Raw genomic sequence first — 337 nt, 5'->3', positions numbered from 1 at the left:
GTATGCGATGAATTACGACATTTAGAAAACTGCCAACACAAAGACCTAATAGGCCGAATAAGAATAAAGCTAGGGTACTGTTCTCTTGTAGTAACTGTATAAATTGCATCAAATCATTATCCTACTACTGAGCCCATTTGGAAGATTGGCAAGTACATTGCGATGACTAGGCCACCAACTAATACACCTAACACTGCCATGATCATTGGCTCCATCAAGCTGGTCAAACCATCAACCGCATTATCAACTTCGTTTTCATAGTAGACAGCGACTTTATCTAGCATCTCTTCTAAGCTACCAGACTCCTCGCCAATACCAACCATTTGGATAACTAGAC

The 337-nt window shown here is 40.7% G+C and carries 1 protein-coding gene; it reads right to left on the bottom strand.

The window, feature by feature from the left end:
- Positions 1-116 precede the first annotated feature (116 nt).
- On the bottom strand, positions 117-337 hold a 221-nt coding region (locus SB725_RS30465; RefSeq protein WP_410923067.1), incomplete at its 5' end, for a type II secretion system F family protein.

Source organism: Pseudomonas sp. SIMBA_041 (genome assembly GCF_046535095.1).
Taxonomy (GTDB): Bacteria; Pseudomonadota; Gammaproteobacteria; order Pseudomonadales; family Pseudomonadaceae; genus Aquipseudomonas; species Aquipseudomonas mucoides.
Note: the sequence above shows the minus strand (reverse complement) of the source record. Positions and strands in the feature narration are given on the sequence as shown.